Here is a 1,525-nt window from a genome sequence, read left to right as displayed (position 1 = left end):
AGAACCGCATCACCACCCGGTTCCGGCTCCGCGGCCTACCCGCGGTCCGCAGCGAGCTCACCCTGATCGCCACCGCCCACAACCTGCTCAAACTCCACGCCGCCACCGGATGAAACGGACGATCGCGGCGCCCGGACGGGCGCCGCGACCTGCCATCATATCCCGACTGGGGGCACCCCCGCAGCCGAACCCCGCAACCACCGAGTCGCAGCCGCACCGTCCAGCAAATCCCGACAGGCTCCATAGGACGGAATAGTGCTCACGGGCGCGGAGCGCACCTACGCCGGCGAGACCGGGACGTCCCCCTCCACGGCCTTGGCCGCCTTGCGCGCCGCCACCAGCACCGCGTCCCACACCGGGGAGAACGGCGGGGCGTAGGAGAGGTCCATGAACGTCATCTCCTCGACGTCCATGTCGTGCCAGATCGCCGTCGCGAACACGTCGATGCGCTTCGCGGACTCGGCGCGCCCGACGATCTGCGCGCCGAGCAGCTTCCCGGTGCGCTTCTCGGCGAGGACCTTCACCGTCATCGTCTCCGCGCCGGGGAAGTACCCGGCGACGTTCGTCGACTCGATCGTCGTCGTCACGAAGCCGTACCCGGCCGCCGCCGCCTCGGCCTCCCCCAGGCCGGTGCGCCCGATCTCCAGCGAACAGACCTTGGAGATCGCGGTGCCGAGCACGCCGGGGAACGCGCCGTAGCCGCCGGCGAGGTTGGTGCCGATGATGCGCCCGTGCTTGTTGGCGTGCGTGCCGAGCGCGATCGTGACGCCGGAGTGGGAGAGCCGGTGGTGGACCTCGACGCAGTCCCCGCCGGCCCAGACGTTGTCGTGGCCGACGCAGCGCATCTGGACGTCGGTGACGAGGCCGCCGGACGCCCCGACGGTCAGGCCCGCCTCCTGCGCGAGGTCCACGTTGGGCCGCACCCCGAGCCCGAGGATGACGACGTCGGCCGGGATCGACTCCTCGTCGGTCCGCACCGCCCGCACGCGGCCGTCGTCACCGACGTCGAAGCCCTCGACGGCGGTGCCGGTGCGCACCGTCATGCCCATGCCCTCCATCGCCTCGCGGACGAGGGACCCCATGTCCGGGTCGATCTGCGTGAACGGCTCGGGCGAGTGGTCGAGGACGGTGACCTCGAGACCGCGCAGGACCATCGCCTCGGCCATCTCGACCCCGATGTACCCCGCGCCCACGACGACCGCCCGGCGGTGGTCGGAGTCCGCGAGGTCCTTGATGATCGTCTCGCCGTCCTCGAGCGACTGCACCCCGAAGATCCCGTCGGCGTCGATGCCGTCGAGCGGCGGACGCAGGGGGCGGGCGCCGGTGGCGATCACCAGGTCGTCGTACCCGAGCTCACCGTCCTCGCCGTCGCCGTCGACCGCGCGGAAGGAGACGACCTGCCTGTCGAGGTCGACCGCGGTGGCCTCGGTGCGCATGCGCAGGTCGATCCCGGCCTCGCGGTGCTCCTCGGGCGACCGGGCGATGAGGTCGTCGCCGTCGGACACCGTGCCGGCGATCCAGTAGG

1 protein-coding gene is annotated in these 1,525 nt (G+C 71.9%); it reads right to left on the bottom strand.

The features are described from left to right. Positions 1-278: 278 nt before the first annotated feature. On the bottom strand, positions 279-1,525 hold a 1,247-nt coding region (locus tag AC0CYZ_RS29970), incomplete at its 5' end, for an FAD-dependent oxidoreductase (RefSeq protein ID WP_472221760.1).

The sequence above is a fragment of the Actinomycetospora sp. genome (assembly GCF_055612215.1).
Note: the sequence above shows the minus strand (reverse complement) of the source record. Positions and strands in the feature narration are given on the sequence as shown.